Annotated in this window: 21 protein-coding genes and 1 tRNA gene; 10 read left to right on the plus strand and 12 right to left on the minus strand. The window is 69.9% G+C overall.

Annotated features, from left to right (window positions below):
* Positions 1–124: 124 nt before the first annotated feature.
* Positions 125–1,123 (plus strand): tetraacyldisaccharide 4'-kinase, encoded by a 999-nt coding sequence (lpxK, locus tag ACFDTC_RS10880; protein ID WP_375258900.1) that lies wholly within the window; start codon positions 125–127, stop codon positions 1,121–1,123.
* 1 nt (position 1,124) lies between these two features.
* On the opposite strand, the gene ACFDTC_RS10885 is transcribed toward lpxK, so the two are convergent.
* Entirely contained in the window at positions 1,125–1,976 is an 852-nt protein-coding gene (locus ACFDTC_RS10885) for an N-formylglutamate amidohydrolase (protein WP_375258901.1), read from the minus strand.
* A 161-nt stretch (positions 1,977–2,137) separates the two neighbouring features.
* Here ACFDTC_RS10885 and ACFDTC_RS10890 point away from each other — a divergent pair.
* Both ACFDTC_RS10890 and ykgO read left to right on the plus strand, forming a co-directional pair.
* Positions 2,138–2,212, plus strand: a tRNA-Val gene (locus tag ACFDTC_RS10890).
* 108 nt (positions 2,213–2,320) lie between these two features.
* Positions 2,321–2,446, plus strand: coding sequence for a type B 50S ribosomal protein L36 (gene ykgO, locus ACFDTC_RS10895; RefSeq protein ID WP_007792261.1), 126 nt, complete (start codon positions 2,321–2,323; stop codon positions 2,444–2,446).
* Positions 2,447–2,567: 121 nt separating this feature from the next.
* Here ykgO and ACFDTC_RS10900 read toward each other — a convergent pair whose 3' ends face one another.
* The 10 genes from ACFDTC_RS10900 to ACFDTC_RS10945 all read right to left on the minus strand — a co-directional run bounded on the left by ACFDTC_RS10900 (position 2,568) and on the right by ACFDTC_RS10945 (position 14,304).
* On the minus strand, positions 2,568–4,277 hold the full coding sequence (locus ACFDTC_RS10900) for a peptidoglycan-binding protein (RefSeq protein WP_375258902.1): 1,710 nt from the start codon (positions 4,275–4,277) through the stop codon (positions 2,568–2,570).
* A gap of 53 nt (positions 4,278–4,330) precedes the next feature.
* Positions 4,331–5,503 carry a phenylacetate--CoA ligase family protein gene (locus ACFDTC_RS10905; protein WP_375258903.1) on the minus strand — a complete coding sequence of 391 codons (1,173 nt, stop codon included), beginning with the start codon at positions 5,501–5,503 and terminating at the stop codon, positions 4,331–4,333.
* 120 nt (positions 5,504–5,623) lie between these two features.
* Positions 5,624–6,271, minus strand: coding sequence for a hypothetical protein (locus tag ACFDTC_RS10910; protein WP_375258904.1), 648 nt, complete (start codon positions 6,269–6,271; stop codon positions 5,624–5,626).
* Positions 6,272–6,338: 67 nt separating this feature from the next.
* On the minus strand, positions 6,339–7,163 hold the full coding sequence (locus tag ACFDTC_RS10915; protein ID WP_375258905.1) for an ABC transporter ATP-binding protein: 825 nt from the start codon (positions 7,161–7,163) through the stop codon (positions 6,339–6,341).
* A gap of 86 nt (positions 7,164–7,249) precedes the next feature.
* Complete coding sequence (locus ACFDTC_RS10920; RefSeq protein WP_375258906.1) at positions 7,250–8,551, minus strand: ABC transporter substrate-binding protein; 1,302 nt, start codon at positions 8,549–8,551, stop codon at positions 7,250–7,252.
* 59 nt (positions 8,552–8,610) lie between these two features.
* A complete protein-coding gene (locus ACFDTC_RS10925) occupies positions 8,611–9,687 on the minus strand; it encodes a branched-chain amino acid ABC transporter permease (protein ID WP_375258907.1) in 1,077 nt (358 codons plus the stop codon).
* A gap of 140 nt (positions 9,688–9,827) precedes the next feature.
* Positions 9,828–10,781 carry a branched-chain amino acid ABC transporter permease gene (locus tag ACFDTC_RS10930; RefSeq protein ID WP_375258908.1) on the minus strand — a complete coding sequence of 318 codons (954 nt, stop codon included), beginning with the start codon at positions 10,779–10,781 and terminating at the stop codon, positions 9,828–9,830.
* 90 nt (positions 10,782–10,871) lie between these two features.
* Entirely contained in the window at positions 10,872–11,687 is an 816-nt protein-coding gene (locus ACFDTC_RS10935) for an ABC transporter ATP-binding protein (protein WP_375258909.1), read from the minus strand.
* Positions 11,684–12,154, minus strand: a complete 471-nt coding sequence (locus ACFDTC_RS10940; protein ID WP_375258910.1) for a hypothetical protein — start codon at positions 12,152–12,154, stop codon at positions 11,684–11,686. The genes ACFDTC_RS10935 and ACFDTC_RS10940 overlap by 4 nt, the downstream gene beginning before the upstream one ends.
* A 176-nt stretch (positions 12,155–12,330) precedes the next feature.
* Positions 12,331–14,304, minus strand: coding sequence for an AMP-binding protein (locus ACFDTC_RS10945; RefSeq protein WP_375258911.1), 1,974 nt, complete (start codon positions 14,302–14,304; stop codon positions 12,331–12,333).
* Between the two features lie 242 nt (positions 14,305–14,546).
* Between ACFDTC_RS10945 and ACFDTC_RS10950 the strand changes: the two genes are divergently transcribed.
* Entirely contained in the window at positions 14,547–16,454 is a 1,908-nt protein-coding gene (locus ACFDTC_RS10950) for a PAS-domain containing protein (RefSeq protein WP_375258912.1), read from the plus strand.
* Between the two features lie 46 nt (positions 16,455–16,500).
* Entirely contained in the window at positions 16,501–17,199 is a 699-nt protein-coding gene (locus ACFDTC_RS10955; protein WP_375258913.1) for a response regulator transcription factor, read from the plus strand.
* Positions 17,200–17,277: 78 nt separating this feature from the next.
* On the opposite strand, the gene ACFDTC_RS10960 is transcribed toward ACFDTC_RS10955, so the two are convergent.
* Complete coding sequence (locus ACFDTC_RS10960; RefSeq protein ID WP_375258914.1) at positions 17,278–18,492, minus strand: hydantoinase/carbamoylase family amidase; 1,215 nt, start codon at positions 18,490–18,492, stop codon at positions 17,278–17,280.
* 101 nt (positions 18,493–18,593) lie between these two features.
* Between ACFDTC_RS10960 and ACFDTC_RS10965 the strand changes: the two genes are divergently transcribed.
* The 5 genes from ACFDTC_RS10965 (at position 18,594) to ACFDTC_RS10985 (ending at position 21,659) form a co-directional block, all read left to right on the plus strand.
* Positions 18,594–19,460 carry a branched-chain amino acid aminotransferase gene (locus tag ACFDTC_RS10965; RefSeq protein WP_375258915.1) on the plus strand — a complete coding sequence of 289 codons (867 nt, stop codon included), beginning with the start codon at positions 18,594–18,596 and terminating at the stop codon, positions 19,458–19,460.
* 81 nt (positions 19,461–19,541) lie between these two features.
* Positions 19,542–19,997, plus strand: a complete 456-nt coding sequence (locus ACFDTC_RS10970) for a universal stress protein (protein ID WP_375258916.1) — start codon at positions 19,542–19,544, stop codon at positions 19,995–19,997.
* Between the two features lie 82 nt (positions 19,998–20,079).
* Positions 20,080–20,643 carry a NifU family protein gene (locus ACFDTC_RS10975; protein ID WP_375258917.1) on the plus strand — a complete coding sequence of 188 codons (564 nt, stop codon included), beginning with the start codon at positions 20,080–20,082 and terminating at the stop codon, positions 20,641–20,643.
* A gap of 13 nt (positions 20,644–20,656) precedes the next feature.
* Positions 20,657–21,244, plus strand: coding sequence for a tRNA (adenosine(37)-N6)-threonylcarbamoyltransferase complex dimerization subunit type 1 TsaB (gene tsaB / locus ACFDTC_RS10980; protein ID WP_375258918.1), 588 nt, complete (start codon positions 20,657–20,659; stop codon positions 21,242–21,244).
* Positions 21,234–21,659 (plus strand): GNAT family N-acetyltransferase, encoded by a 426-nt coding sequence (locus tag ACFDTC_RS10985; RefSeq protein ID WP_375258919.1) that lies wholly within the window; start codon positions 21,234–21,236, stop codon positions 21,657–21,659. Before tsaB ends, ACFDTC_RS10985 begins: the two co-directional genes overlap by 11 nt.
* Positions 21,660–21,871: the final 212 nt, after the last annotated feature.

Genomic DNA, 21,871 nt, shown 5'->3' on the forward strand with positions numbered 1-21,871 from the left:
CGGACAAGGCCGCCGCCATGGCGCATGCCGGCTGGCGCGTGATCTCCGAGGGCTCTGCGCTGGTCGACACGGTCATCGCCGAGGTCTTCGACCAGATGGATCGGCGCGCCAAGGCGGGCGCGTGATGCGACCGCCGGCGTTCTGGGACAACCCGCCCGACCGGCCCGGCCTTGGCGCGCGGCTGCTGGCCCCGCTGGGCCGGCTCAGCGCTGCCGCAACGGCCCGGCGCGTCGCGCGCCCACCGGCGCACCGCGCCGGCGTACCAGTGATCTGCGTCGGCAACCTCAACGCCGGCGGCACCGGCAAGACGCCCACCGTGATCGCGCTGCTGATGGCGCTGTCGGCGCGCGGCATCACCGCGCACGTGATCTCGCGCGGCTATGGCGGGCGCCTCGCCGGCCCCGTGCGCGTGAATGAGCAGCGCCACACCGCCACCGACACCGGGGACGAGCCGCTGCTGATCGCGGCCTTCGCCCCTACCTGGGTCGCGCGCGACCGTGCCGCCGGCGCCCGCGCGGCCGAAGCGGCCGGCGCGCAGGCGCTGATCCTCGACGACGGCTTTCAGAACCCGGCGCTGGCCAAGGACCTGTCGATCGTCGTGGTCGACGCCGCGCGCGGCTTCGGCAACGGGCGCTGCCTGCCCGCCGGCCCGCTGCGCGAGCCGGTCGCGGCGGGCCTCGAACGCGCCGACCTGCTGCTGAGCATCGGCGAGGCCGAGGCGCAGGACAGCTTTACCGCCCGCTGGGGCGATGCGGTGCCGGTGCCGCGCGTCACCGGGCATCTCGAGCCGTTGCAGACGGGCATGGACTGGCAGGGCCTGCCGGTGCTCGCCTTCGCCGGCATCGGCCATCCCGAGAAATTCTTCGCCACCCTGCGCGCGCTCGGCGCCGACCTGCGCCACGGCGAGGCGCTGGACGATCACCAGACCTTCAGCACCGCCCTCCTGTCGCGGCTCGAGGCCGAGGCCCGCAAACTGGGCGCACAGCTGGTGACGACGGAAAAGGACGCAGTCCGCCTGCCACGCGCCTTCCGGCCAAAGGTCCTGACGCTGCCGGTGCGACTGACGCTGGACAAGGGCCAGCCGCTGGACGCGGCGCTGGACCGGCTGTTCCCGCGCGGCTGAGCTACTCGGCCGCGAGCGGAACCGCGTCCCGGCCCAGAGAGGCGATCTCGGCGATGGCGCCGCGCAGCGCCGCGCGCAGCGGCTCGAATCCGTCGTGCGGGCGGATCGTCGCCTCGTCCATGTACAGCGCGCGGTCGATCTCGACCTGCACGGCGTGGCGTCCGCGCCCGGGGCGGCCGTAATGCTGCGTGGTGTAGGCGCCGGCGAAGGGTGCGTTGCGCGCCACGGAGAATCCCTGCGCGGCGAAGGCCGCCTCGATCCGGTCGACGATCGCGCCGCCCGCCGAGGCGCCGAACCGGTCGCCGATCACCACCTCGGCCCGCCGCCCGCCGCGCGCCAGGCTCGCCACCGCCTCGTGCGGCATCGAATGGCAATCGACCACGATCGCCTCGCCGTGCAGCGCGTGCGCCTCGTCCAGCAGGCGCTGCAGCGCCGCGTGGTACGGCACCCAGACGCTGTTCAGCCGGCCGGTCGCCTCGGCATGCGGGATCTTGCCGCGATAGATCGCGCGGCCGTTGGCTACGACGCGGGGAATCACGCCCAGGCCGCTCGCGACGCGCGGGTTGTGCGGCCCGCGCCGGATGCCCTCGATCAGCGCGGGGTCGAGCTCGTCCGCCGCGCGGTTGAGGTCGACGTAGGCGCGCGGCGCAGCGGCCGCCAGCAGCGGCGCGCCGAACTCGGGCGCGCAGTCGAACAGCCGGTCGACGAAGGCGTCCTCGGACGACCGGATCGCGTGCCGGTCCAGCACCGAGCCGCGCATAAGATCCGCCGGATAGTCGCTGCCCGAGTGCGGCGAGGCGAACACGACGCGCGATGTCGGTCTGTCGGGCCTGTGAAGGGCGAAGGCGGCCATCGGGCAATCCGTGCACTGCTGCGGTCCGATCGAAGATAGCGCGATTTGCGACTTTGCCAAAAGCCCTTGATCCCGGTTTCGAGTCCTTTTATAGACCGCCCACCGGCGCGGATCAGCCGGCCCCGAACACCTCGGGGCGGGCAGAATCGCAAAGGCCATACGGGCGGTTAGCTCAGCGGTAGAGCACTACGTTGACATCGTAGGGGTCACTGGTTCGATCCCAGTACCGCCCACCATGGAATTACAAGCCCCGGCACAGGGGGCGCGCGCCCGCGTTGGCGCGCTTTCACGTGCCGGTAAACGCAACGCAGGCGCTCGCGCGCCGAGACAAGAGGAGAGCACCGATGAAGGTTGCAAACTCGCTCCGCTCGCTCAAGAAGCGCCATCGCGATTGCCGCGTCGTGCGCCGCAAGGGCCGGGTCTACGTCATCAACAAGACCCAGCGCCGGTTCAAGGCCCGCCAAGGCTGAACCCGGACACCGTTTCGGAATACGCGAAGGCCGCCCCTCGGGGCGGTCTTCGACGTTTCAGGGTCTTGTCGGGGTCTTGGTGCAGGGCCGCGGCGCCCCGAAAGAGGCGCCGCGCCCGGCCTCAGCGCGAGAACAGCCCTTCCAGCCCGCCCGCCAGCAGCCGAACCACCGTCGCCTGGTCGAGGTAGCCGGTCGCGTTCAGGTCGCGGTCGCGCTGGTAGCGGCGGATCGCGCGGCGCGTCTCGGCGTCGAAGGCGCCGTCGATCTGTCCCGGATCCAGCCCCAGCTGCGACAGGCGCACCTCGGCCAGCCTGCGGCCCACGGCGCCAAGGCCCAGGCTGTCTTCGGCTTCGCGGGCGGCGGCGTCGTCGCCTGCGCCCTGCAGCGCCTGGATGCGCGCCTGCGCCTCGCCGGCGAAGGCGCCCTGCGGCCGCTGGTCGAGGTAACGGCGGTAGGCCGCGACGGTGTCGTCGGCACGCGCCGCCTGCCAGGCCTGCCGGTCCTGCTCGGCGGCCTGCTCGGCGCGCTGCTCCTCGATGTCCGTCAGAAGCGCCTGCGCGCGGTCGGCATAAAGGCCGTCGGGGAAATCCTGCAGGTAGCGGCGCAGGTCCTCCTCGCGCCCCTGGTCCGACACGCGATCCCACAGGGCCTGGTCAGCGGCTTCGCGCGCCTCGGCGCGGGCCTGCGCCTCGCGCTCGATCTCGACCGCGCGCGTCTCGGCGGCGCGGTCCAGCCGGGTGACCTGCGGGCCAGTCAACAGGCCAGTCACGGCATAGCCCTCGGCGTCCTGCCAGCGTTCGATCGCGCTGCGCGTGCCGGGGCCGAAGATCCCGTCGATGCCGCGCGTGTCGTAGCCCAGGATCGACAAGTTCTGCTGCACGCTGCGGCGCTCTTCGCGGGTCAGTTCCAGCGCCTCCTCGGCCCGGCGGTCGGCGTACAGCGGGTCTTCCCCGATGGCGCGCAGGCGTTGTCGAGCGGCGGGAGCATTCTGTCCCTCGGGAAAGGCCTCGAGGTAGATGCGATAGCCCTCGGCGCTGTCCATCTGCTCGGCCCGGCGCCAGGCCGAATCGTCGCGCGAGGCGCGCGCTGCGGCGGGCTCGTCCGCGACGGGCGCCGGCTGTGCCGCGGGCGCGGAGACGTCGTCGGCCAGCAGCACCACCAGACCGTCGGGCGCGTAGCCGTCGACGCTCAACGACAACTCGGCCGCCGCCTCGGCCAGCGGCGCACCGGGGCGCGGCATCGCGCGGGTGGCGAAACGGGCCACCTCGGGCGCGGGGCCCCGGATCACGGTGACGCCCTGCGGCACCTCCAGGTCGCCCGGCCCCGCGGTCAGGAACGGCGCGGCCCCCGCCCCTGCCGGGCTTTCGCCCAGCACCAAGAAGGCGCGCCCCGGCCGCGCGGCCAGCACCGACAGCACCGCGTCGAGCGGCAGGCCCTGCGTCAGCGCGGTGGCCGCGTCGCCCGTCTCGGAGCCCGCGGGCAGCAGCCACGCGCCGGCGTGGCCGTGCACGAAGGCGCCCGACAGCACCACGACCAGCGGCGCCTCGTCGTCCTCGATGCCCGCGACGAACCGCGCCAGCGCGCCGCGCATGGCGCTGGCGTCGGCGTTCGCCGCCTCGGTCACGCCGAGGCCCCGGTCGCGCAAGGCCTGTGCGGCGGCGCCGACCCGTTCGGCGCCGAACACCGTGTCGAAGGTGGAATAGCGCGCGTTGCCGATGACCAGCGCCTCGCCCGCGAGGGCCGGCAGCGCCGCCAGCGTGAAGGCCGCCGACAGGAGCGCCCTCCCCTTCGCCTTGGCTGAACCTTTCGTCGACCGGGTCACTGCGCGCATCGCGTCCTCCTCCTGATGCGGCCCCACCGCTCGAGGGCCGCGGGGCTGAGGGCTCAATCGTAGCTGCGCGCATCCTCGATGACCAACCCGTCGCGCGGCAATCCGCCGATCGGCACGATCTCGACCGCGCCGCGCAGCTTGAGCACGTCGGCGACCGACGCCTCGAAGGCCGACGCATCCGTCGCCTCGGTCTCGAGCCGCACGGTCATCACGTCGCGCTCGCCCTCGCGGCTGGCCACGACGCGGGCGCGGGCGATCTCGGGATGCTTGGCGACAAGGGCCGCGACCTGCTCGGGGCGGACGAACATGCCCTTGATCTTGGTCGTCTGGTCGGCGCGGCCCATCCAGCCCTTGATGCGCGCGTTGGTGCGGCCGCAGGGGCTTTCGCCCGGCATGATCGCCGACAGGTCGCCCGTGGCGAAGCGGATCAGCGGGTAGTCGGGGTTCAGCGTCGTGACCACGATCTCGCCCACCTCGCCGGGTGCGACAGGGTCGCCGGTGCCGGGGGTGACGATCTCGACGATCACGTGCTCGTCGAGGATCATGCCCTCCATGGCCGGGCTTTCATACGCGACGTTGCCCAGGTCGGCCGTGGCGTAGCATTGCAGGCAGGCGATGCCGCGATCGGCGTAGTACTGGCGCAGCGACGGAAACAGCGCGCCGCCGCCGACGCCGGCCTTGGTGATGCCCAGCTCGACCCCCATCTCGTCGGCCTTCTCGAGGATGACCTTCAGGTAATCGGGCGTGCCGGCATAGGCCGTGACCTTCACGTCGCGCGCGGCGCGGACCTGAAGCTCGGTCTGGCCGGTGCCGGCGGGCAGCACTGTGGCGCCCACGGCGCGCGCGCCGCTCTCGAAGATGTGCCCGGCGGGCGTCAGGTGGTAGCCAAAGCAGTTCTGCACGATGTCGCCCGGCCCAACACGCGCCGCGTGCAGGAAGCGGCCCATGCGCCACCAGTCGTGGGTGATGCCGCCGGGCTCGTAAATCGGACCGGGGCTCTGGAAGATGTGGGCGACGTTGGCCACAGGCAGCCCCCCGAAGGGCGGGTGCGCCGCCTGCCGCTCGGACAGGTCGGCCTTGCGCAGGACCGGCAGCCGGGCGAGGTCCGAAAGGCTTTCCAGCGGGTCCATCTTGTGCCGGCCCAGCAGGTCATTGAGCGCGGCCAGTTGCGCCGCCTCGCGCGCGTCCTGGCTGCGGGTTTCGAGATCGTCGTAATAGGTGCTCATGCCGCGTCCCTTCCTGTCCGTCCCGGGCGTCTCCGCCCCGATGTCGTGCGACGGCCATGCCGCCATCATGTCGTGCGGCGGCTGCGCCGCCTGTCATCCCCGGACCGTCGCGGCGCGGCGCTAGCCTGCGGCCGCCTCGACCCGCTCGCTTGGCCCGTCCAGCGCCACGCGCGTCAGCGCCGCGACCAGCCGCGTGTACCGCTCGGCCGAGCCCGCCTTGTCGGCGAGCTTGGCCGCGTCGTCCGGCAATCCCAATTTCCGCGCCTGCCCGCCCGACACGTCGTCGAGCATCGGGTAGAGCGCCTCCCACGCGATCTGCGCCTCGCGCGCGAAGATCGCGGCACCGGTCGGGCCGAAGCCCTTGAATTCCTGCACCCGCGACAGGATGCCGTCGCGGTCGCCGCCCTCGTCGCGCATCCGGCGCAGGTCGCCGCCATAGCGCGCGTCCGCCATCTTCGCGGTCTCGATCAGCCGGTCGGCACCCTGGTTGTCGTAGCGGGCATAGCCGTTCCGGTTCAGCACCTTGACCAGGTGGTTGCGGTTGACCGAGGCCAGCGCGTCGACCTTGTGCAGCCCCTCGTCCTTCAGCGCGCGGGCCGCCTGCACCGCGTTGCCGGCGGCGATCCGCGCCGACATCAGCTGCGCGGCGATCAGCCAGTGGAACCATTGCTGCGGCTCGTCGCGGGCGATGGTCGCGCCGATCTCCTCGCTGAACAGGGTGCCGTGATCGTCGATCAGGGCGGTCACGATGTCGTCTGCCTTGGCCATGTCGTTCTCCGTCGGTTGCCGTCCGGACACCAACGGCGCACCCCGCGCGCGTGTTTCTACCGCGCCGTCACGCCAGCCAGCGCTTGCGCCGCCGATAGGACCGCACGTCGCGGAACGACTTGCGCCCCTCGTCGGACACGCCGAGGTAGAATTCCTTCACGTCGGCGTTCTCGCGCAGCTCGGGCGCCGTGCCCTCCATCACCACGCGGCCGTTCTCCAGGATATAGCCCTGGTGCGCGTAGCGCAGGGCGACGTTGGTGTTCTGCTCTGCCAGCAGGAAGCTCACGCCCTCGTTCTCGTTGATCGACTTCACGATCTCGAAGATCTGCTCGACCAGCTGCGGCGCCAGCCCCATCGACGGCTCGTCCAGCAGGATCATCTCGGGGCGCGACATCAGCGCGCGGCCCACCGCCGTCATCTGCTGCTCGCCGCCCGAGGTATAGCCCGCCTGGCTGCGGCGGCGCTCCTTCAGGCGGGGAAAGTAGGTGTAGACCATCTCGAGGTCGGCCTCGATCGCGCCCTTGCCGTCGCGGCGGGTATAGGCGCCGGTCATCAGGTTCTCCTCGACCGTGAGGTGCTGGAAGCAGTGCCGCCCCTCCATCACTTGGATCACGCCGCGCTTGACCAGCGCCGACGGGTCGAGGTCCTGCACCCGCTCGCCCTTGTAGAGGATGCTGCCCTTGGTGACCTCGCCGCGCTCGGAGTGCAGCAGGTTCGAGATCGCCTTCAGCGTCGTGGTCTTGCCCGCCCCGTTGCCGCCCAGAAGCGCGGTGATGCCGCCCTTGCGGACGGTCAGGCTGACGCCCTTCAGCACGAGGATCACGTGGTTGTAGATCACCTCGACGTTGTTGACCTCGAGCAGCGCCTCGTCGGTCCGTGCGGCATCGAGCATGTGGAGTCCCCTTCTTCGGGCAATGGCCCCGGTCTGCGGTATCGGTCGGGTCGCCGGCGGCCCGAAGGCCGCCGGCAGTCTCGGCGTCAGTTGGTGGCCGAGCACTCTTCGTTGGTCGGCCACGGCGCGTTGCTTTCCGCGTACTCGGCCGCGTTGGCGTCGATCAGCTCGCGGTAGCCCTCGACGTTCGGGGTCAAAAGCTCGGACGCCTTGACGAACTGCTCGCCGTCCCATTCCAGCATCCAGCCGCCGGAATGGCCGGTGTGGTTGGCGCAGGTGGTCTGGAACGGCGGCACCATGCCGTCGAGGCCCAGCTCGGCGATGCGCTCCTCGGTGAAGTTGAGGTTCTCGAGGCCCCAGCGCAGCTGCGACGGGTTGATCTCGGCCACGTCGTACTCTTCCTGCGCGACGCGGATCGCCTCGGCCAGGATCGCCGAGATGACGATGCCGCGGCCGTAGAAGACGCCTTGCATCTCTTCCTCGTTGGTCTGCGACAGGCCCGCGTCGACGACGTATTCCTTCACGTCCTGCATCACCGGCGCGTCCATGTTCGGGAACGACCAGCTGATCGACTTGTAGCCGGCGCCGTCCTCGCCCACGAGGTCGAGATCCGCGTCATGCCCGGCCCACCACACGCCGATGAAGTTCTCCATCGGGAACTTGGTCTTGACCGCCTCGGTGATGGCGCCGGCGTTCATCGCACCCCAGCCCCACATGATGACGTAGTCGGGACGCTCGCGGCGGATCTGCAGCCACTGCGCCGACTGGTTCTGCATCTCGTTGAGGCCCACGGGGATTGGCACCAGCTCGAAGCCCTTCTCCTCGGCCAGCTTCTCGAGCACCGGCAGCGGCTCCTTGCCGAACGGGTGGTCGAGATGCAGGAACGCGAACTTCTTGCCGTCGAGATCGCCTTCCTGCGCCTCGATGTACTGCACGATCATGTCGGCCGCGTCCCAGTAACCCGACGGGGTGTTGTAGGCCCACTGGAAGGTGGTGCCGTCCGACATCGGCGAAAAGCCGTAGCCGGGCGCCAGGATCGGGATCTGGTCGACGTTGGACTTGGGCAGGACCTGCAGCGTGATGCCGGTCGACCAGGGCTGGGTCACCAGCGCCTCGCCCTTGAGCTTCTCGTAGCACTCCACGCCCTTCTCGGTGGAATAGCCGGTCTCGCATTCCTCGGCGTTCACCGGCACGCCGCCGATGCCGCCGTCACGCTCGTTGAGCATGGTGAAGTAGTCCGCCTGCCCGTTCATGATCGGGATGCCGGTCGCCGCGAACGGCCCGGTGCGGTAGGCCAGGTTCGGCGTGAACAGCTCTTGCGCGAGGGCGCTGCCGCCCGTTGCGCCGGCGATCACCGCGGCTGCGGCAAGCTTGGTGAAGTGGTTCATGGTTATCCTCCCATGGGTTGAAAAGGCCCCGGTTTGCCCGGGATCGTGTCCGGCCGCCCCTAGTGCGGGAACGGCCAGATGATGAGTTTCTCGCGGATCAGCGCCCAGAGCCGCGCGAGTCCATGCGGCTCGACGATCAGGAAGAAGATGATCAGCGCGCCGACGATCATGGTGTTGAGATGCTCGACCATGGCCGAGCTGATGGGGATCCCCAGCGCGCCGGGCACCATGTTCAGCACAACCGGCAGCCCGACGATCAGGATCGCGCCCAGGAAGTTGCCGAGGATCGAGCCCAGCCCGCCGATGATCGCGATGAACAGCACCTGGAAGCTCAGCTGGATGTAGAACACGTTCGGCTCGGCCGCGCCCTTCCACATGAAGACATACAGCGCGCCGGCCACGCCCACGACGTAGGACGAGATCGCGAAGGCCGTCAGCTTCGAGGTCATCAGGTTGATGCCGATCAGCTCGGCCGCGATGTCCATGTCGCGCGTGGCCTTCCACGTGCGCCCCAGCGTGCCACGGGTCAGGTTGATGCACAGCAGCGTCATCAGCGTGACGATTCCCAGCACCAGGAAGTACTGCACGATCGAGTCCGCCTGCGGGCCGGTGACGTAGATCCCGAACATCTCGATGTTCGGCACCTGGATCGCGCCGCTGGCGTTGTAGTTGTAAAGCCAGCCCCACTTCTCGAACAGCCACGCCAGGAAGAACTGCGCGGCCAGCGTCGCGATCGCGAGATAGAAGCCCTTGATGCGCAGGCTGGGGATGCCGAACATCACGCCCACGCCCGCGCTGAAGACGCCCGACAGCAGGATCGCCACGATCGGGTTCATCCACGGGAACAGCGTGATCATCTTGTAGCAGGCATAGGCGCCCACGCCCATGAACGCGCCGGTGCCCAGGCTCAGCTGACCGGCATAGCCCGTCAGGATGTTCAGCCCCATCGCCGCCAGCGCGTAGATCAGCACCGGGATCAGCATGGTCTGGAAGGCGAATTCCGACGCGGTGAACGGGAAGATCACCCAGGCGAAGGCCAGGATCACCCCCAGCAGGATCGCGTCCTGCCGGACCGGGAACAGCGCCTGGTCGGCCTTGTAGCTGGTCTTGAACTGCCCTGCGGTGCGGTAAAGCATGACCGTCTCTCTTTTCCTTCGTCCCGGTCCGCCTTCGCGTCCCGTCGCGGGCGTGGCGCCCGTGTGTCCTCAGCCGGCCGCCGCGCGGCCCGTCGTGTCGGTCGGATCCCCGCCGAAGGCTTGCGCCCCCGGCGGGCCGTCTAGACCCGCTCGATGATCCTTTCCCCGAACAGCCCCTGCGGACGGAACAGCAGCACGATCAGCGCCAGCACGAAGGCGAACCATGCCTCGGTGTTGCCGCCCAGCAGCGGCTGGCCCCAGTAGATCTCGAAGATCTTCTCGAGCACGCCGATCATCAGCCCGCCGACGATGGCGCCGGTGATGGATTCGAGCCCGCCCAGCATCAGCACCGGCAGCGCCTTGTAGGCGATGACCTCGAGCGCGAAGGAAACCCCGGCCCGCGCGCCCCAGGCGATGCCCGTGACCAGCGCGATGATGCCCGCGATGAACCACACCAGAACCCAGATCGTCTGCAGGCTGATGCCCACCGACAGCGCCGCCTGGTGGTCGTCGCCCAGAGCGCGGATCGCGCGCCCCATGCGGGTGTAGTTCAGGAACGCCAGCAGGGCGCCCACCAGCGTCGCCGCGACCAGCACCACCGTGATGTCCAGATGCTGCAGGATCAGCAGCCCGCCGAAGGGCTCCAGCACGGTGTCGCCCGTGGGAATGCCCAGCTCCTCGGTGATCATCACCTTGTTCTCGCCGCCGAAGATCGTCTCGCCGAGGCCGATCAGGAACAGCGTGATGCCGATCGTCGCCATGAACAGGATGATGTCGGGCTGGCCCACCAGCGGGCGCAGCACGACGCGCTCGATGCTGACCGCCAGCACGAACATCACCGCCAGCGTCGCCACGACGGCGATCCAGGCCGGCACGCCCATCGCGTGCAGGCCCACCAGCGTCAGCGCCGCGAACACCACCATGATGCCCTGCGCGAAGTTGAAGATGCGGGACGACCGGAAGATCAGCACGAACCCCAGCGCGATCAGCGCGTAGAGCACGCCCGAGACCAGCCCCTCCCACAGCACCTGCATCAGGAAGTCGGGCGCCTCGACCATGTCCACGAAGGGCGTGACGAAGATGTCTCTCAGCATGGCAGGCTCCTGCGGGCCGTGCGGCCCCTGTCTTCATTCGTAGGGAATTGCTTCTGGGTCAGGACGCGCGCGCCCCTGTTCCGCGACCGGTCACTCATGCGGCACCCCCAGATAGGCGTCGATCACCGCCTGGTCGGCGCGCACCTCGGCCGGTGCGCCGTCGCCGATCTTCTTGCCGTAATCCATCACCACGACGCGGTCGGACAGGTCCATGACCACGCCCATGTCGTGCTCGATCAGGCAGATCGTGGTGCCGAATTCGTCGTTCACGTCCAGGATGAAGCGGGACATGTCCTCCTTCTCCTCGACGTTCATGCCGGCCATCGGCTCGTCGAGCAGCAGGATCGACGGCTCGGCCGCCAGCGCGCGGGCCAGTTCGACCCGCTTCTTGAGGCCGTAGGGCAGACGGCCCACCGGCGTCTTGCGGATGTTCTGGATCTCGAGGAAATCGATCACCCGCTCGACCTTCTCGCGGTTCTCCATCTCCTCGTCGCGGGCCTTGCCCCACCAGACGGCCTGGCTGAGGATGCCCGCGTTCATGTGCGTCAGGCGGCCCGTCATGACGTTGTCGAGCACCGTCATCCCCTCGAACAGCGCGATGTTCTGGAAGGTGCGCGCCACGCCCATGCGGGCGACCTCGAACGGCTTCATCGGCGGGCGCTTCTCGCCCTTGTACCACACCGCGCCCTCGGTCGGCGTGTAGAAGCCGCTGATGACGTTGAGCATCGACGACTTGCCCGCGCCGTTCGGCCCGATGATGGCGCGGATCTCGCCCTCGCGGATGTCGAAGCTGATGTCGTTGATCGCCGTCACCCCGCCGAACTTCAGCGTGATGTTGCGCATCTCCATCAGCACCCCGCCGATCTGCCGCCCGTCGGCGGTGACGTATCCTTCGGTGTCTTTCATGTTCTGCCCCCCGCACCCTCACATCCGTCCCAAGGAGTCCAACGCTTGAACACGCTGAGCGTCGTTCCCTGGGAAATAACCAGCAGGAAATGCTCGTTCCGGCCGGACGTCACAGTCCATGCCGCCATGTCACTATCTGCAAACCTGCAAATCGGTGCCCAGTCTCCCGGTGTGGACTCAATAAGCGCCTCGAATTGCGGCTCCGATATGCCGCCCGAGGAAGAGCCGATCTCGGTGAAAGCCGCACAGTAGCGGTATTTCTTTGATGGGTCCGCGGGCAATGTTGCTTCGACAAGAATCAGGGTCACGTCGTCCAAGGCGAATGAGGCCGCTTCCGCAGTATCTGGGTCGAATAGATCAGTGCTTGGGACCGGAATTTCGTGGGATGTTGCATGCAAGTCTTCGACCGGGAACGGCGCATCCTTCACCATCGGCTCCAGGCATCGTTCCGCCGCAATGTCAGCCAAGTGCGTGTCGGCATGCGCCGCGTGGGACAAGCAGACGAAAGCTCCCAAGAGGAAGGCGCCCAAGGCATGGCGGGGTCTTCGTCCGGCCGCCTTGCCGCAAACGGCCCGGTGGACCGTTCGGTACGCAGACGGGCGCAGCCCCGGGGAGCGATGCGGGTCAGCGCGAGCGTCACAAGTCATTCCGCCGCCACCTGCGCCTGGGCCACCGGGAAGGTCTTGGCGTCGCGGATCTCGAGCGTCGCCTTGATCCGGCCCTTGCGGCCGTCCTCGTAGGTCACCTCGGTCTCGGTGTAGACGCTGTCGGACCCGTCGTAGAGCGCGTTCACCAGATCCTCGAACTTCTCGCCGATGATCTTGCGCCGAACCTTGCGGGTGCGCGTCAGCTCGCCGTCGTCGGCGTCCAGTTCCTTGTGCAGCACCAGGAACCGGTGCACCTGGCAGCCCGAAAGCATCTCGTCGCGCGCGATGCTCTCGTTGGTCTCCTCGACGTGGCGCTGGATCATGTCCAGCACCTGCTTGTGGCCCGCCAGTTCCTGGTAGGACGAATACGCGATGTTGTTGCGCTCGGCCCAGTTGCCCACCGCCGAGAGGTCGATGTTGATGAAGGCGCAGCATTTCTCGCGGCCGGCGCCGAAGACCACCACCTCGAGGATGTTGGGGTAGAACTTCAGCTTGTTCTCGACGTACTTGGGCGCGAACATGTTGCCGTCGGCCATCTTTCCGACGTCCTTGGCGCGGTCGATGATCCGAAGGTGGCCGCTGCCCTCCTCGATGAAGCCCGCGTCGCCGGTGGCGACCCAGCCCTCGGGGTCCTTGGTATCGGCGGTCGACTCGGGGTTCTTGAAGTATTCCACGAAGGTACCCGGGCTGCGGTAGTAGACCTCGCCGTTGTCGCCGATGCGGATTTCCACGCCCGGGGCGGGCACGCCGACGGTGTCGCTGCGCACCTCGCCGTCGGGCTGCACGGTGATGAACACCGACGCCTCGGTCTGCCCGTAAAGCTGCTTGAGGTTGATCCCCAGCGCGCGGAAGAAGTCGAAGATCTCGGGCCCGATCGCCTCGCCGGCGGTATAGCCGACGCGGATGCGCGAAAAGCCCATGGCGTTCTTCAGCGGGCCGTAGACCAGCATCTCGCCCAGGCGGTATTTCAGCCGGTCCATCGCGCCCACGGGCTTCCTATCGAGGATGCGCGGGCCGACGCGGCGGGCATGGTCCATGAAGTAATGGAACATCCGCCGCTTGAGCGGGCTCGCATCCTCCATCCGGATCATGATCTGCGTGAGCTGCGTCTCGAAAACCCTTGGCGGAGCGAAATAATATGTCGGTGCGATCTCGCGCAGATCGGTCAGCAGCGTCTCGGCGGATTCCGGGCAGTTGACGCAGAACCCCGTCCAGTAGGCCTGCCCGATCGAGAAGATGAAGTCCCCGACCCAAGCCATTGGAAGATAGGCCAGAACCTCGTCCTCGCGCCGCAGGTTGTCGAACTCGGACGAGGCGCGCCCCGATTCCACGATGTTGCGGTTCGACAGCACCACGCCCTTGGGCTTGCCCGTCGTGCCGGACGTGTAAAGCATCACGCAGGTATCGTCGTAACCCAGCCCCCCGCGCCGGCGGTCGAGTTCGGTCATCAGGGTGTCGCGCGCGGCGCGGCCCCGGTCCTGCACGGCGGTGAACGGATGCAGCTTGGAATGGTCGTATTTGCGCAGGCCGCGGGCGTCGACGTAGATCATCTGCTCGAACCGGCTCAGCCCGTCCTGCACCTCGATCACCTTGTCGACCTGCTCCTGGTCGGCCACCACCGCGAAGCGCGCGCCGGAATGCTCCAGCACGTAGGCCATCTCCTCGGCGTTGGCGTCCTGGTAGAGCGGCACCGGGATGGCGCCGCACATCTGCGCGGACACCATCGACCAGTAGAGCGTGGGTCGGTTGCGGCCGATCACCGCGACCGCGTCGCCCGGCTCGACGCCCAGCGCCAGCAGGCCCAGCGCGAAATCCTCGATCTCGGCCTCGGCCTGGGCCCAGGTCCAGGTCTGCCAGATGCCGAATTCCTTTTCCCGGTAGGCCGGGCTGTCGCCGAATTCGCGCGCATTGCGCGCCAGCAGCGCGGGGATCGAACGCAATCCCTCCGCGCCCTCGGTCAGATGCGCCAAGTCTTCTCCTCCCATCATGCCGGTTGGCCCGGCATCGCAGCCGGCCCCCTCCAGAACCGGCGGCCGCTTGCACGCGACCTTGGTCGTCCATTCAGACAGCCCCCACGCTGGCGGTCAACTTTTTCCTGATGATTGCCGAATCCTTGCGAATTGTAACAAGCGCGCCTGACCCGGCGGCAGCCGCATCGCGCTTGGCGCGCCCCCCCGCGCGGTGCTAGCCATCGGGGCAAGGAGGATCGCGCATGGCAAGCACGCACGCGCTGATGCAGGCCGGGCTGAACCTGATCCAGCAGGCCATCTCGATCTACGACAGCGACCTGCGGCTGGCGGCCTGCAACGCCCGCTTCGCCGAGCTGTTCGACCTGCCCGCCGCCCTCACCCGCCCCGGCGCGCGCTTCCGCGACACGGTGCGTCACCTGGCCGAGCGCGGCGAATACGGCCCCGTCGACGACCTTGAATCGTTCGTCGACACAAGGGTCGAACAGGCCCGCGCGTTCGAGCCGCATTACATGGAGCGTCCCCGCGCCAACGGCCGTTTCATCAGCGTCGAGGGCGCGCCGCTGCCGCAGGGCGGCTGGGTCACGGTCTATACCGACATCACGGCGGTGAAGGCGCAGGAAAGCCTGCTGCGCACCCGGTCCGAACTGTTGTCGGACGAGGTGCTGAAACGCTCGGAACAGCTGTCGCAGACCAACCGCGAACTCGCCGCCACGATCACCGCGCTGGAAGAGGCCCGCCGCGAGCTGACCGAGATCGAGGCCCGCACCCGCACCACGACCGAGATGATGCCCGCCCACATCGCCCGCCTCGACGCGGCCGGGCGCTACACGTTCTCCAACAAGCGGCTGTCCTCGGTCCTGCCGGGGCGGCCGTCGGACATCCTGGGCATGACGATGGAAGAGGCGCTGGGTCCGCAGGCCTACGCCCGCGTGGCGCCGCACCTTCAGGCCGCCTACGAGGGCCGCCAAAGCACGTTCGAATTCACCGACGAGGTCTCCTCGCGCCGCATCCGGGGCGTGTTCACGCCCGACCCGCTGGAACGCGGCGTCTACATCCTCAGCCAGGACGTGACCGAGGAGACGCAGGCCCGCGCCGCGTTGCAACAGACGCGCCGGCGCGAACTGGCGGCACAGCTGACCAGCGGCCTCGCACACGATTTCTCGAACCTGCTGACGATCATCATGGGCATGCAGTCCAAGCTCGCCCGCCTCGACCTGCCGCCCGAGGCCGATCCGCTGGTCGCCGCCACCATGCAGGCGGCGCGACGCGGCGGCACGCTGCTGTCGCGCATCGCGGGCGTGACCAGCCACCGCGCCTGGCGTCCCGAACCCGTCGTCCCGGCCGAGCTTCTGGACGAGCTCGCCACGCTCGCCGGCCCGTCGCTGCCCGCGTCGATCACGCTCGACGTCACTTGCACGGTGCGCGACGCGCTGATGCTGGATGCGGGGCTGTTGCAGGATTCGCTGCTCAACCTCGTGCTCAACGCCCGCGACGCCTGCGGCCGGCACGGCCGCATCGTCATTGACGCGGTGGAACGACAGGGCGTGTGGTTCGAGATCACCGTCGCCGACACCGGCCCCGGCTTCACCGCCGAGGCGCTCGCGCGCGGGCGCGATCCGTTCTTCACCACCAAGGGCGGCGAGGGCTCGGGCCTCGGCCTCGCGATGGTCTACGACATGACCAAGCTTGCCGGCGGCGACCTGCGGCTGGCCAACACCGACGCGGGCGCGCAGGTGACGCTGCGCCTGCCGCTGCGCCGGGCAGAGGCGGTGGCGCGCGCCGGCCTCGTCCTGCTGGTCGAGGACGCGCCCGAACTACGCGAAAGCGTGCGCGAGATGCTGACCGGCATGGGCTTTTCCGTGGTCGAGGCCAGTTCCGTCGCCGAGGCGATCCTGCTGGCCGAGGGTCTGCCCGACATCGCGCTGGTCCTGTCGGACATCGCGCTCGAGGGCGACCGGCCCGGCGCCGCCCTGCCCGACCTGCTGCCGGGCCACGACGTGCGGCTGATGACCTCGCTGCCGCCCGGCGACGCGCTGCGCCGGCAGGCACAGGCCGCCGCCCCGGTGATCGCCAAGCCGTTCTCGGCCGAGGATCTCGCGCGCTTCCTCGGGGTCGGCGCGGCCGAGGCGCCCGGCGCGGCCAGAGCCTGACGCCCGCCCGCTTCCCCGCCCCCGCGCAATGCGCTAAGCCCGATGCATGAGCGCGCTTGTCTCCATCCTCGACGACGAACCGGCGATCCGGTCGATGCTGGCCGACGCGCTGGCCGAGGCCGGCTTCCGCACCATGACCTTCGGCCGCGCCACGGAATTCGAGGCCGCGCTGCGCAAGACCGTGCCGGACGTGTGCCTCGTCGACCTCGGCCTGCCCGACCGCGACGGGCTGAGCCTGGTGCACCGCCTCGCGCTGGAAAAGGGCGCCACGGTCATCATCATCTCGGGGCGCGCGCAGGTGCAGGACCGCGTGACCGGGCTGGAACTGGGCGCCGACGACTACATCATCAAGCCGTTCGACCCCGCCGAGGTCGTAGCCCGCATCCGCGCGCGCCTGCGCACCCAGGCCCGCCCGCAAAGCCACGGCGACCTTGCGCGCTTCAACGGCTGGACCGCGCATTTCGACCGCTACGCGCTGGTCGACGACGCCGGGTGCGAGACGCCCTTCAGCCACGCCGAGGGCGCCGTGCTGCGGCTGTTCCTCGAAAGCCCGAAGCGCCTGATCACCCGCGCGCACATGCAGGAATCGCTCGGCGGCGGCGCCGGCGACAGCTTCGACCGGGCGATGGACGTGCGGATCTCGCGCCTGCGCACCAAGCTGCGCGAGGACCCCAAGAACCCGCGCCTGATCAAGACGATCTACGGCGCGGGGTACATCTTCCTGGGCGATGTCGCCTGGGAGTGAGGGCGCGTGGGGCTCTGCCCCCGGCCCGTTCCGGGCCTCCCCCGGGATATTTGGGGACCAAAGAAGCCTTTGTGCGTCCTAGGGCGCGGCGGCGGCCGCGGCGCGGGCGAGCGCCTGCAGGCCGGTGACGATGTCGTCCTCGGCGGTGTCTTCCTCGAAGGCGTGGCTGATGCCGCCGATCGAGGGCACGAACAGCATCGCCGCCGGCATCAGGCTGCCGACGTTGCTGGCGTCGTGCAGCGCGCCCGACGGCATCTCGCGCCACTGTCCCGGCGCCGTCGCCTCGGCCGCGTCGCGCAGGGCGGCGCGCAGGCCCTCGTCCATCGCGACCGGCTCGATCCCCAGCATCGGGCCGAATTCGACATTCAGCCCGCGCGTCTCGGCGATCTCGGCGGCGGTTTCGCGGATGATCGCCTCCATCCGCTTCAGCCGGTCCGGATCGCGGTCGCGCCACTGCATCGAGAACCGCGCGCGCCCCGGCACGATGCTGGACGCGTCCGGGTGCAGCGCGACGTGGCCGATCGTCCAGACCGTCGCGGGGGTGACCACGTTGGCGAAACGCTCGTTCAGCGCGGCGTTGAACGCCGCCAGCGCCTGGAACGCGTCGCGGCGCAGGTGCATCGGCGTCGTGCCGGCGTGGTTCTGCTGGCCGTGGAAGGTGACCGCCATGTCGCGGATGCCGACGATCGCCTCGACCACCCCCAGCGCCTGCCCCGCGCCGTCCAGCACCGGGCCCTGCTCGATATGCATCTCGAGGAAGCCGGTGAAGCGCGCGGGATCCACCGGGCCGCCCAGACGGTCGCCCATCGCGGCGCGCGCGTCGCCCAGCGTGATGCCGGCATGATCCGTCAGCGCGTCGGCCTCGGCCTGCGTCAGCAGCCCCGACCACGCCGCGCTGCCGGTGGTGACGCCGAAGCGTCCCTCCTCGTCCTGGAACGACACGCAGGACACCGCCGGCCCGCCCGCCTCGCGCGCCGCGCGGGCGATTTCCAGCCCCGCGACCGCCCCCAGCGCGCCGTCGAGCCAGCCGCCCTCGGGCTGCGTGTCGGTGTGCGAGCCCACCAGAAGCGAGCGCCCCTCGGCCAGGCCGAACAGGTTGCCCATCGGGTCGAACCGCGGCTGAAGCCCGGCGTCGCCGATGCGGGCGGCGAACCAGTCGCGGGCCTCGATCTCGGCGGGGGTGTAGGCGGGGCGCACCACGCCCGTGCCCACGCCCGACGCGCCGATCGCGCGCAACGCGTGCAGGTCGGCCAGGAAACGCTCGGGGTTCACTTGGATCGTCGGGGCTGTCATGCCCGGACCTTCGCGCATAGCCGCGCCACCCGCAAGCCGCCCGGTCTGGACCTTCGCGGCGCGCGCGCCTAGCGTGCCGACCGACACGGGAAGGGGAAGACATGGCCACCGGACGCAACATCCGCACCTATTTCGACGGCACCTGGCACGACGGCGACGCGATGGTCATGCGCGCCAGCGACCACGGCGCCTGGCTGGGGTCGAGCGTGTTCGACGGGGCGCGCCACGTGGACGGCGTCGCGCCCGACCTGCGCGCCCATTGCGACCGGGTGAACCGCAGCGCCCGAGCGCTGATGCTGAACCCCACCGTGCCGACCGACGACATGGTCGCGATCGTGCGCGAAGGCCTCGCCGCCTACCCGAAGGAAACGCCGCTGTATATCCGGCCCATGTACTGGGCCATCGACGGCGACGCGGCGGTCATCGCGCCCTCGGCCGAGCGCACGGGTTTCGCCATCGCGCTCGAGGAAATTCCGATGCCCGCGCCCGACGCCACGGTCACGCTGGGGCGCACCCGCTTCCGCCGCCCCGTGCTCGAGGACGCGGTGGTCGACGCCAAGGCGGGCTGTCTCTACCCCAACAACGCGCGCATGCTGATCGACGTTCGCCGGCGGGGCTTCGGCAACGCGCTGGTGGCCGACGCGATGGGCAACGTCGCGGAATCCGCCACCTCGAACGTGTTCATGGTGCGCGACGGCACCGTCTTCACGCCGATCCCCAACGGCACGTTCCTCGCCGGTATCACCCGCGCGCGCCACATCGCCAACCTGCGCGCCGACGGGGTCGAGGTGGTCGAGACCGTGCTGTCCTTCGCCGATTTCTACACCGCGGACGAGGTCTTCCTCACCGGCAACCTGACCAAGGTCACGCCCGTGACGGGGTTCGAGGACACGTCCTACCAGGTCGGCCCGGTGACCCGCCGCGCGCGCGAGCTCTACTGGGACTGGGCGCATTCCGGCAACGCCTGAACCGCGCGCCACGCCACGCCCCCGCGCTTGCCAGCGCGCGGCCGGCGCGCCATGCTGTGCGCGGGGACGGGGAGAGTGACGATGCGCAAGTTTCTGGTGGTGCTGGACGACAGCCGCGAATGTCTCAACGCCATGCGCTTCGCCGCCATGCGCGCCAACAAGACCGGCGGCGGCGTGGCCGTGCTGTCGGTGATCCCCCCGGACGAGTTCAACCACTGGATCGGCGTCGGCGAGGTGATGCGCGAGGAAGCGCGCGAACGCATCCAGTCGCATTTCGAGGTCTACGCCAAGTGGATGCGCGACCGCCAGAACGTGAACCCCGAGCTGGTGATCCGCGAGGGCGAGCAGGTGCCGCAGATCGTGGCGCACCTGCGCGAGGACCCCGAGATCGGCGTGCTGGTCCTGGGCGCCGCGGCCGAGGGCAAGGGCCCCGGGCCGCTGGTCTCGCAGCTGACCAAGTCCGCGGGCACGCTGCCCGTGCCGATCACCATCGTGCCGGGCGACCTGTCGAAGGAGCGGCTCGAGGCGATCACCTGAGCCGCTTTTTAGAACCGTTCCAAACCTTGACGCCGCCCCGTGGCGGGCGCATATAAGGGACAAGCCAAAAGGACCGTCCGCCATGTTCATCCAGACCGAATCCACGCCGAACCCGGCGACCCTGAAATTCCTGCCCGGCCAGTCCGTGCTCGATATGGGCACCGCCGACTTCCCCGCCCCCGAGGCGGCCGAGGCCTCGCCGCTGGCGCAGCGCCTGTTCGCGGTCGAGGGCGTGACCGGGGTGTTCTTCGGCACCGACTTCGTCACCGTGACGAAGGCCGACGGCACCGACTGGGATCACCTGAAACCGGCGATTCTCGGCGCGATCATGGAGCATTTCCAGTCCGGCCAGCCGGTGATGAGCGACGGCGCCACCCAGGGCGGCGGCCATGCCGAGCATACCGGCGAGGACGGCGAGATCGTCGGCCAGATCAAGGAACTGCTCGACAGCCGGGTCCGCCCGGCCGTGGCGCAGGACGGCGGCGACATCACCTTCCACGGGTTCGAGCGCGGTGTCGTCTACCTGCACATGCAGGGGGCATGCGCGGGCTGCCCGTCCTCGACCCTGACGCTCAAGATGGGGATCGAGAACCTGCTGCGCCACTACATCCCCGAGGTCACCGAGGTGCGCCCGGTCGCCGTCTGATCGTCCAGTCCGGATGAGCATGACGATCCTCGCCTTCGACACATCGGCCGCGCATTGCGCGGCCGCTTTGCTGTCCGGCGAGACCGTGCTGGCGTCCCGGGCCGAGTCCATGACGCGCGGCCAGGCCGAGCGTCTGTTCCCCCTCTGCGAGGAACTGCTGGCCGAGGCCGGCCTGCGCTGGTCCGATCTCGACCGCATCGGCGTCGGCACCGGCCCCGGCAACTTCACCGGCATCCGCATCGCGGTCTCGGCGGCGCGCGGTCTTGCGCTGGGTCTGGGCGTCCCGGCGATCGGCGTCAGCACCTTCGACGCGATCTTCGCCGGCGGGATGGACGCGGGCGACCGCGGCATAATGGCCGCCGTGCCCGCCCCGCGCGGGCTGCTCCACGTGCAGGACGCGCCCGGCGCCGAGATCCGCACCGTCGAGGCAGCAGACGCGCCCGGGGCCGCCTTTCCGCCCGAGCCGGAGGCGCTGGCGATCCGCATCGCCCGCATCGCCGCGTCGCGCGCGCCCGGTGCGGCCCCCGCGCCGGTCTACGTTCGCCCCGCCGACGCGGCGCTGGCGCGCGACGCTCCGCCGATCATCCTCGATGAGCCCTGAGGCCACGGCGCAGGCGCTCGCCGCGCTGTCGGCCCGCGCCTACCGCCACATGCGCCCCTGGACCGCCCGCGCCTTCGCCGACACGCTGGCCGCGCCCGCCAGCCTGCTGGTCGCCACCGATCACGCCTTCGTCCTGGGCCGCGTGATCGCGGACGAGGCCGAGATCCTCGCGCTGGCGACCGATCCCGACCACCAGCGCCGGGGCGCCGCGCGCACCGTGCTCGAGACGTTCGAGACCCGCGCGCAAGACCGCGGCGCCACCCGCGTCTTTCTGGAAGTCGCCGCCGCCAACGCTCCCGCCCGCACCTTCTACGCCGCGCGCGGCTATGCCGAGGCCGGGCGCCGGCGCGCCTATTACCGCCTGGACGACGGCACCACCGACGACGCGCTGATCCTCGCCCGCGCCCTGCCCTGACGCCGGGCCACCGGCACCCGTCACCGCATTGCACACGCCCCCGCCCCACGCTGACGCGGGGCCGCGGCGCGCTTCCGCACGTCGGCGCGGCAGCGAGGCCGGCGGACGTGGCGTCGGGTCAGGAATCGGTTGACCATCCCTTGTCCCCACGGCCTAAATTGGCGCCACATCACGAGGCGGGCCAACCCCGCCCTGTCCACCCAGGGAGCATC

It is taken from the genome of Citreimonas sp., from assembly GCF_042096055.1.
Lineage (GTDB): Bacteria > Pseudomonadota > Alphaproteobacteria > Rhodobacterales > Rhodobacteraceae > Citreimonas.

What these genes read in the sequence shown, in the direction of transcription:
- lpxK (WP_375258900.1), top strand. Translation starts at nt 125, where the DNA reads ATGCGACCGCCGGCGTTCTGGGACAACCCGCCCGACCGGCCCGGCCTT.
- ACFDTC_RS10885 (WP_375258901.1), bottom strand. Translation starts at nt 1,976, where the DNA reads ATGGCCGCCTTCGCCCTTCACAGGCCCGACAGACCGACATCGCGCGTC.
- ykgO (WP_007792261.1), top strand. Translation starts at nt 2,321, where the DNA reads ATGAAGGTTGCAAACTCGCTCCGCTCGCTCAAGAAGCGCCATCGCGAT.
- ACFDTC_RS10900 (WP_375258902.1), bottom strand. Translation starts at nt 4,277, where the DNA reads ATGCGCGCAGTGACCCGGTCGACGAAAGGTTCAGCCAAGGCGAAGGGG.
- ACFDTC_RS10905 (WP_375258903.1), bottom strand. Translation starts at nt 5,503, where the DNA reads ATGAGCACCTATTACGACGATCTCGAAACCCGCAGCCAGGACGCGCGC.
- ACFDTC_RS10910 (WP_375258904.1), bottom strand. Translation starts at nt 6,271, where the DNA reads ATGGCCAAGGCAGACGACATCGTGACCGCCCTGATCGACGATCACGGC.
- ACFDTC_RS10915 (WP_375258905.1), bottom strand. Translation starts at nt 7,163, where the DNA reads ATGCTCGATGCCGCACGGACCGACGAGGCGCTGCTCGAGGTCAACAAC.
- ACFDTC_RS10920 (WP_375258906.1), bottom strand. Translation starts at nt 8,551, where the DNA reads ATGAACCACTTCACCAAGCTTGCCGCAGCCGCGGTGATCGCCGGCGCA.
- ACFDTC_RS10925 (WP_375258907.1), bottom strand. Translation starts at nt 9,687, where the DNA reads ATGCTTTACCGCACCGCAGGGCAGTTCAAGACCAGCTACAAGGCCGAC.
- ACFDTC_RS10930 (WP_375258908.1), bottom strand. Translation starts at nt 10,781, where the DNA reads ATGCTGAGAGACATCTTCGTCACGCCCTTCGTGGACATGGTCGAGGCG.
- ACFDTC_RS10935 (WP_375258909.1), bottom strand. Translation starts at nt 11,687, where the DNA reads ATGAAAGACACCGAAGGATACGTCACCGCCGACGGGCGGCAGATCGGC.
- ACFDTC_RS10950 (WP_375258912.1), top strand. Translation starts at nt 14,547, where the DNA reads ATGGCAAGCACGCACGCGCTGATGCAGGCCGGGCTGAACCTGATCCAG.
- ACFDTC_RS10955 (WP_375258913.1), top strand. Translation starts at nt 16,501, where the DNA reads ATGAGCGCGCTTGTCTCCATCCTCGACGACGAACCGGCGATCCGGTCG.
- ACFDTC_RS10960 (WP_375258914.1), bottom strand. Translation starts at nt 18,492, where the DNA reads ATGACAGCCCCGACGATCCAAGTGAACCCCGAGCGTTTCCTGGCCGAC.
- ACFDTC_RS10965 (WP_375258915.1), top strand. Translation starts at nt 18,594, where the DNA reads ATGGCCACCGGACGCAACATCCGCACCTATTTCGACGGCACCTGGCAC.
- ACFDTC_RS10970 (WP_375258916.1), top strand. Translation starts at nt 19,542, where the DNA reads ATGCGCAAGTTTCTGGTGGTGCTGGACGACAGCCGCGAATGTCTCAAC.
- ACFDTC_RS10975 (WP_375258917.1), top strand. Translation starts at nt 20,080, where the DNA reads ATGTTCATCCAGACCGAATCCACGCCGAACCCGGCGACCCTGAAATTC.
- tsaB (WP_375258918.1), top strand. Translation starts at nt 20,657, where the DNA reads ATGAGCATGACGATCCTCGCCTTCGACACATCGGCCGCGCATTGCGCG.
- ACFDTC_RS10985 (WP_375258919.1), top strand. Translation starts at nt 21,234, where the DNA reads ATGAGCCCTGAGGCCACGGCGCAGGCGCTCGCCGCGCTGTCGGCCCGC.